We start from the raw sequence: 7,040 nt of genomic DNA, 5'->3' as shown, positions 1-7,040 counted from the left end.
CCAAGCATAGCGACATGACAATCACGGATGCGATCAGTCAATCCGTTACTCACACGGCAATTAACCTGGACGTTAATGCTGTCGTTACCCCTACAGAAAGTGGCCACACGGCTCGTATGATTTCCAAGTATCGTCCGAGAGCTCCGATTGTAGCGATTACTTCTAGTGAAAAAGTGAATCGTAAACTTTCTCTAGTATGGGGAGTATATGCTGTCATGGGACCTCGTGCTTATTCCACAGATGACATGTTGGATGTAGCTGTCGAGCGAAGCCTTGCTTCTGGATTGGCATCACGCGGAGATCGCATCATCATTACAGGTGGCGTTCCTGTTGGTGAGAGCGGAACGACGAACTTGATGAAAGTTCACGTGATCGGTGATGTTCTTGTGAAAGGGCAAGGTGTTGGTCAAAAGAGTGCCTTCGGCCGTGCGATCGTTGCTAAGGATGCTAAAGATGCAATTAACAGAGTCGAAGATGGCGATATCATCGTCACTCACGGCACGGATCGCGATATGATGCCGGCGATCGAGAAAGCAGCCGGTATTGTAACGATTGAAGCAGGTTTGACTTCCCATGCTGCTGTGGTTGGTTTGAGTATGGGTATTCCAGTTGTCGTCGGTGTCCAAGATGCAATGACCATCATTGAAGATGGGGCAGACATTACGATCGACAGTTCTCGCGGAGATATCTACGAAGGTCATGCTAGTGTTCTATAATAGGATTTCAGACAGGGAAGTACCCACTTTCCTGTCTTTTTTACATCTTCTTTAACTTACTTTTCTTTATATCGCTGCTGTTTCGAGTTATACTAAGGAAAATAGATTTAGAAAGGAACGATCCTATGTTTCGCTGGTTATTACTGTTTATCTTGATCGTACCAGCACTTGAGATTGGATTGCTCATCTGGGCAGGTAACCTTGTAGGCCCATGGTGGGTCATCTTACTAATTATATCTACAGGAGTACTTGGGGCTTGGTTAGCTAAGCAACAAGGCTTAGAAACGATAAGAAACGTACAAAATTCCATGTCAGTGGGACAAGTTCCTCAAGATGCTTTGTTAGATGGAGCTTGTATATTGGTAGGGGGAGCAGTTCTCCTCACCCCCGGATTCATTACGGACGCTGTCGGGTTTTTGCTGCTCGTACCTGCTACGAGATCCCCTTTCAAACGAATCATAAGAAAGACGATTACGAAAATGATGAATAAAGGTTCGGTGACAATCTATCGAAGATGACAAATAGGATCCTTCTTTCAATTTGGAGGGATCCTATTCTTCTTTTCCTTTAATGAAAAACCAGACCATTCCTAAAATGCCACTCTCATGAAGCGTTTTAATGACGACAAGGAGAAAGGGACTAAGAATAATCCCGTACATACCGAATAATTGGAACCCGGCAAACAGACTGATGAGCAACAAAATAGGTGGAACGCCGAACTGTACCGATAATAATTTTGGCTCTAATACTTGACGGGTAATCACGACAATCATGTATAGGACAGCGAGGGCAATGGCCATTTCGAATTCTCCGCTCAAGAATTGAAATATTATCCACGGGAGGAAAATGATCCCTGTTCCGATATAAGGAATGAAATCCACTAAAGCTGCAAAGAATGTAATGGTCAAAGCATATGAGACGTGGAGGAAGCTTAACCCGATCCCGATGATAATGGTGGAAACGGTGACCATTAGCATTTGTGCCTTCAGTATGCCGCCTATAGTTTGTTTAATGGCACTAGGGAATGTCCTTGCCTTTACGTAAACGGCATGGGGGATGATCTTAGATATCCAAATGATGATCAAGTCCCAATCTTTTGCTATGAAAAACGTAGCGAGTACACCAATAAGCACCGTTGTCAAAGAACCAGGCAGGCTAGCCAGCAGTGAGGTTATCCCGGTAAAAATGTTATTTAAAAGGTCTGCACCTGTATGGCTTGCTTTTACTTTAAGCACTTCCAGATAGTCGAAGAGAGAGTGCTGCTGCTGGTGATTTAACCGACCGATGATCGTCTCAACTTTAGAAATAAGGGGGGTGAAAAGTTCTGTCGCTCGATCCATCGTATAAGCTATCAGCTGTTCTAAATGAACAGGAAGACCATGGGATAGATGAGCGACCCCTTTTATGAATTCTGCAATAGCAAGGGTGAGGATTGATAGAGATAATAAGCCTAGCAATCCCATGATAAATAAAACAGCGAAAAGTCGGGGGAGGCGAAATCTGTTTTCGATTAACTTTATAAAAGGTTGAATAGTCCAGGAAATGAAAAACGCTATGTAAAATGGGAAAAGATACGGCAAAGACTGAATGAAAGCGAAAATAAGTAGAAAAATGGATACGAGAACTAGAACGAAGCGGATAAATTGTTGCAGATGAAGATTGTCCATGTGAAAAATCTCCTTTTTTGTTGATAAAAAGGACACTGCCAGATACGGCAGAATAACTGGTGGACAAGACCCACACAACAGGGAGGCTTGCGAGAAATCTTGACCGGCGCATTCAACTGGGGAGCGTATTCCTTTTTAGTGAAAAAAATAATATTTCACAGAACTGAAATAAAAAAATTAGCGAAAAGTACGCTTTTACGAGTGCGCGTTTGTCTATTTCTTTGCAAAATAAGTCATGAAAAGCTAGAGAAATTTGATATTTAACAGTGAAATTAACCGGTTTCAATTCACATTCTCTTCAGAATACTTTATAATTGTCTGTGGGGTTCACTTCCTAATTATTTCATACACAAAAAGTAAAGCGTTTTCGCGCCGATTGGGTGAGAAAACATTGGAATTATTTCAAAAGGAGAGATTGTATGTCATCAACTAAAGGTCTTGAAGGAATTACAGCAACTGAGTCATCGATCAGCTCAATAATTGACGATAAATTAACGTATGTTGGATACGATATCGATGATTTAGCAAATAACTCAAGCTTTGAAGAAGTTGTCTACCTTCTTTGGAATCAGAAGCTTCCAACACAAGATGAATTAAATCAATTCAAATCAGATTTAATCTCTAATATGGACATCCCTAGTGAAGTGATCGATCATTTAAAATCTTATGATCTTTCTACTGTTCACCCGATGGCTGCTTTAAGAACAGCAGTATCTATGCTGGGTCTTCATGATCCCGAGTCAGATGTCATGGAAGAAGATGCAAACAAGCGCAAGGCGATTCGTTTGCAGGCGAAGATCCCTACGGTCGTTACAGCATTCGCACGTATCCGTAATGGAGAAGATCCTGTATCACCTAAAGAAGATCTAAGCTTCGCAGCGAATTTCCTTTACATGTTGAATGGAAAAGATCCTGAGCCAACAGAGGAAAAAGCATTCAATAAAGCACTCGTTCTCCATGCAGACCATGAACTGAACGCATCTACATTTACAGCACGTGTATGTGTAGCGACCTTGTCTGATATCTATTCTGGTGTAACTGCTGCCATTGGCGCGTTGAAAGGACCACTCCACGGTGGAGCCAATGAACGTGTCATGAAGATGCTGACAGAAATCGGCTCTGTCGAAAATGCCATCCCAGCAATTGAGAAAAAACTTGAAAATAAGGAAAAGATCATGGGTATGGGGCACCGCGTCTATCGTAAAGGTGACCCACGTGCTAAGCACTTGAAGGAAATGTCACGTCAACTGACTGAATTGACGGGTCAATCCAAGTACTATGAAATGTCTATTAAGATTGAGGGATATATTAAAGAGAATAAAGGTCTTCCTGCAAACGTAGACTTCTATTCTGCATCCGTCTATCACAGTCTTGGAATCGATCACGATATCTTTACACCGATATTTGCAGTAAGCCGTGTATCTGGATGGTTAGCCCATATCCTTGAGCAGTATGCAGATAACCGTCTGATTCGTCCTCGTGCAGAATACGTAGGACCTAAAGGCCAAACATATACCCCAATCGAAGAACGTTAAGAAGCCTTTGATGGAGACAGGCGTCCTCTTCACTTTTTATTCTATATAATTTAACGTATGATAGAAGAGGATGATCCATCCCTTAAAAAATGCAATTACAATTTTAGGAGGGTTAATTTTGACTCAAGCAGAGAAAATTACAGTAGAAAAAAACGGAGAACTGAATACACCTAATCGTCCAGTCATTCCTTTCATCGAAGGTGACGGAATTGGACCAGATATTTGGGCAGCGGCGAGTCGAGTAATCGAAGCAGCTGTAGATAAAGCCTATAATGGTGAAAAATCCATCGAGTGGAAAGAGGTATTAGCTGGTCAGAAAGCTTATGACCAAACAGGTGAATGGCTGCCTGAAGCTACTCTGGATACGATCCGCGAATACAAAATTGCAATCAAAGGTCCTTTGACGACTCCGATTGGTGGAGGTATCCGTTCCTTGAACGTTGCTCTTCGTCAGGAGCTTGATTTGTTCACTTGTCTTCGCCCAGTACGTTATTTCGAAGGTGTACCTTCCCCGGTTAAACGACCTGAAGATACAGACATGGCTATCTTCCGTGAAAATACAGAAGATATTTATGCAGGTATCGAATGGCAGAAAGGCACACCAGAAGTGAAGAAAGTCATCGACTTTTTACAAAACGAAATGGGTGTACATAACATCCGCTTCCCCGAAACTTCTGGAATCGGTATTAAGCCTGTTTCTGAAGAAGGAACGAAGCGTCTTGTCCGTGCGGCGATTGATTACGCCTTGAACGAAGGCCGTAAAAACGTCACATTGGTTCATAAAGGAAACATTATGAAGTTCACTGAAGGTGCCTTCAAAGCATGGGGGTATGAAGTGGCTGAAGAAGAATATGCGGATAAAGTATTCACTTGGGCTGAATACGATCGTATCGTAGAAAAAGAAGGTAAAGAAGCCGCGAACAAAGCTCAGGACGCTGCAGAGGCAGAAGGCAAAATCATCGTAAAAGATGCGATTGCAGATATCTTCTTACAGCAGATCCTGACACGTCCGAAAGAATTCGACGTTGTCGCAACAATGAACCTAAACGGAGACTACATCTCTGATGCCCTTGCCGCTCAAGTAGGTGGAATTGGAATTGCGCCAGGAGCAAATATTAACTTTGAAACTGGTCATGCAATTTTTGAAGCTACTCACGGTACCGCACCTAAATATGCAGGAATGGATAAAGTAAATCCTTCATCTGTCATTCTTTCTGGTGTACTAATGCTTGAACACTTAGGCTGGAGAGAAGCAGCTGATTTAATTTCTAAATCTATGGATAAGACGATCGGCAGCAAAACTGTAACCTATGACTTTGCTCGTATGATGGAAGGCGCGACTGAAGTGAAGTGTTCCGAATTCGGAGATGCTCTAATTAAAAACATGGACTAAGTAATAGGGAAAGGGGATCATTATGGCGATTCGCAGAAATAAAATTTCAGTGATCGGTGCCGGTTTTACTGGTGCCACAACAGCTCTTATGGCTGCTCAAAAAGAGCTTGGTGACGTAGTACTTGTGGATATTCCCGATATGGAAGATCCAACCAAAGGTAAAGCGTTAGACATGTTGGAAGCCAGCCCTGTTCAAGGCTTTGATGCACATGTGAAAGGAACTTCCAATTACGAAGACACGAAAGATTCTGATCTGGTTATCATTACGGCAGGCATCGCTCGTAAGCCTGGAATGAGCCGTGACGATCTTGTGAACACCAACTCTAAGATCATGAAAAGTGTGACGAAGGAAATCGTCAAATATTCTCCAGATTGCTATATCATCGTACTGACTAACCCAGTTGATGCTATGACTTACAGCGTATTCCAAGAGGCAGGACTACCAAAGAATCGAGTCATTGGTCAATCAGGTGTCCTGGATACAGCCCGCTTCCGCACGTTCTTAGCAGAAGAACTGAATGTATCCATTAAGGATGTTACTGGATTCGTTCTGGGTGGTCACGGTGACGACATGGTCCCACTGACTCGTTACTCTTTTGCTGGTGGAATTCCGCTCGAGAAATTGATTTCAAAAGACCGTCTCGATGCAATTGTCGAACGCACGCGTAAAGGCGGAGGCGAAATCGTCGGTCTATTAGGTAATGGTAGTGCGTATTATGCGCCTGCCGCTTCCCTTGTCCAGATGGCTGAAGCGATCTTAAAAGATCAACGCCGCATTTTGCCAGCTATTGCGTACCTTGAAGGTGAATATGGATATGAAGGTATTTATCTTGGAGTACCGACAATTCTTGGAGGAAACGGTATAGAAGAAGTCATCGAGCTAGAATTGACTGAAGAAGAAAAGAAACAGCTTGATAAATCAGCTGACTCTGTTAAAAATGTCCTAAATGTATTACAATAGTTAGTGAAGGGATTCGAGGATTGAACCTCGGATCCTTTTTTAACCAGTTGAGAAAACGCTTTCACGGAGGTAGGTTTATGTTAGGGAAAAAACGCAAACTAGGGAAAAAGATCAAGGACATGAAAGTAGGGGAAACATTCACTACTTCATCAACAATCGAAGACCGTGACTTGCTTATGTACTTGGGTCTAACAGATGACGCCAATCCTTTATACATCCAGCATGATTACGCTTCACAAACCCCTTATAAACGTCCAATCGTTCCAACAGTGATGGTATTTGGGATGGTTTCATCCATAGTATCTATGCACTTGCCGGGACCGGGGAGTCATATTATACATCAAGAATTAAACTATCCTAAACCGGTGTATCATTATGCAGAAGTTCGCTTCAATGTAGAGGTTACAGATATTAACAATGAGGATCATCTCCTTACTTTACATGTCATTGGTTATGATGAGGAAGGAGACGAAGTAGTAAAAGGTCACTTGACCGTTCAGCCTCCATTCGAACCAGCTTCGATGAATGCTACTTCCTTGGAAAACTTCTATTAATTACTAGTGATCCTAAGGACACACTGATTAGATATAAGCCTCCTTATCCTGAAGACACAGTATCGAGGCTTTTATATCAATGATGGTAAACGGGAAAACGGCTCGCTTTCCGTGGGCATGTGCTGAGCCTCCTCAGACTTGGTCTTCCGGGGTCTCACCTAATATGTTCATCCCATAGGAGTTTCACCGTTTTCCCCTCCCCCATAATGGCAAG

The 7,040-nt window shown here is 42.6% G+C and carries 7 protein-coding genes; 6 read left to right on the top strand and 1 reads right to left on the bottom strand.

The window, feature by feature from the left end; all coding sequences use genetic code 11:
* Positions 1–716: pyruvate kinase alpha/beta domain-containing protein (locus LD39_RS12160; RefSeq protein WP_035546889.1), on the top strand; the 716-nt coding region annotated here is incomplete at its 5' end.
* 125 nt (positions 717–841) lie between these two features.
* Entirely contained in the window at positions 842–1,234 is a 393-nt protein-coding gene (locus LD39_RS12155) for an FxsA family protein (RefSeq protein WP_035546886.1), read from the top strand.
* Positions 1,235–1,267: 33 nt separating this feature from the next.
* On the opposite strand, the gene ytvI is transcribed toward LD39_RS12155, so the two are convergent.
* Complete coding sequence (gene ytvI, locus LD39_RS12150) at positions 1,268–2,383, bottom strand: sporulation integral membrane protein YtvI (RefSeq protein ID WP_035546883.1); 1,116 nt, start codon at positions 2,381–2,383, stop codon at positions 1,268–1,270.
* Positions 2,384–2,802: 419 nt separating this feature from the next.
* Between ytvI and citZ the strand changes: the two genes are divergently transcribed.
* From citZ to LD39_RS12130, 4 genes are all read left to right on the top strand, one after another.
* On the top strand, positions 2,803–3,918 hold the full coding sequence (gene citZ / locus LD39_RS12145; protein ID WP_035546880.1) for a citrate synthase: 1,116 nt from the start codon (positions 2,803–2,805) through the stop codon (positions 3,916–3,918).
* Between the two features lie 118 nt (positions 3,919–4,036).
* Entirely contained in the window at positions 4,037–5,311 is a 1,275-nt protein-coding gene (gene icd, locus LD39_RS12140) for an NADP-dependent isocitrate dehydrogenase (RefSeq protein WP_035546877.1), read from the top strand.
* Positions 5,312–5,333: 22 nt separating this feature from the next.
* Positions 5,334–6,272: a malate dehydrogenase gene (gene mdh, locus LD39_RS12135; RefSeq protein WP_035546874.1), complete on the top strand. Its 939-nt coding sequence runs from the start codon at positions 5,334–5,336 to the stop codon at positions 6,270–6,272.
* Positions 6,273–6,349: 77 nt separating this feature from the next.
* Entirely contained in the window at positions 6,350–6,826 is a 477-nt protein-coding gene (locus LD39_RS12130; protein WP_035546872.1) for a MaoC/PaaZ C-terminal domain-containing protein, read from the top strand.
* Positions 6,827–7,040: the final 214 nt, after the last annotated feature.

This window comes from Halobacillus sp. BBL2006, assembly GCF_000786645.1.
In the GTDB taxonomy this organism is placed as follows: Bacteria; Bacillota; Bacilli; order Bacillales; family Halobacillaceae; genus Halobacillus.
The sequence above is the reverse complement of the archived record's forward strand: the minus strand, read 5'-3'. Positions and strand labels throughout refer to the sequence as shown.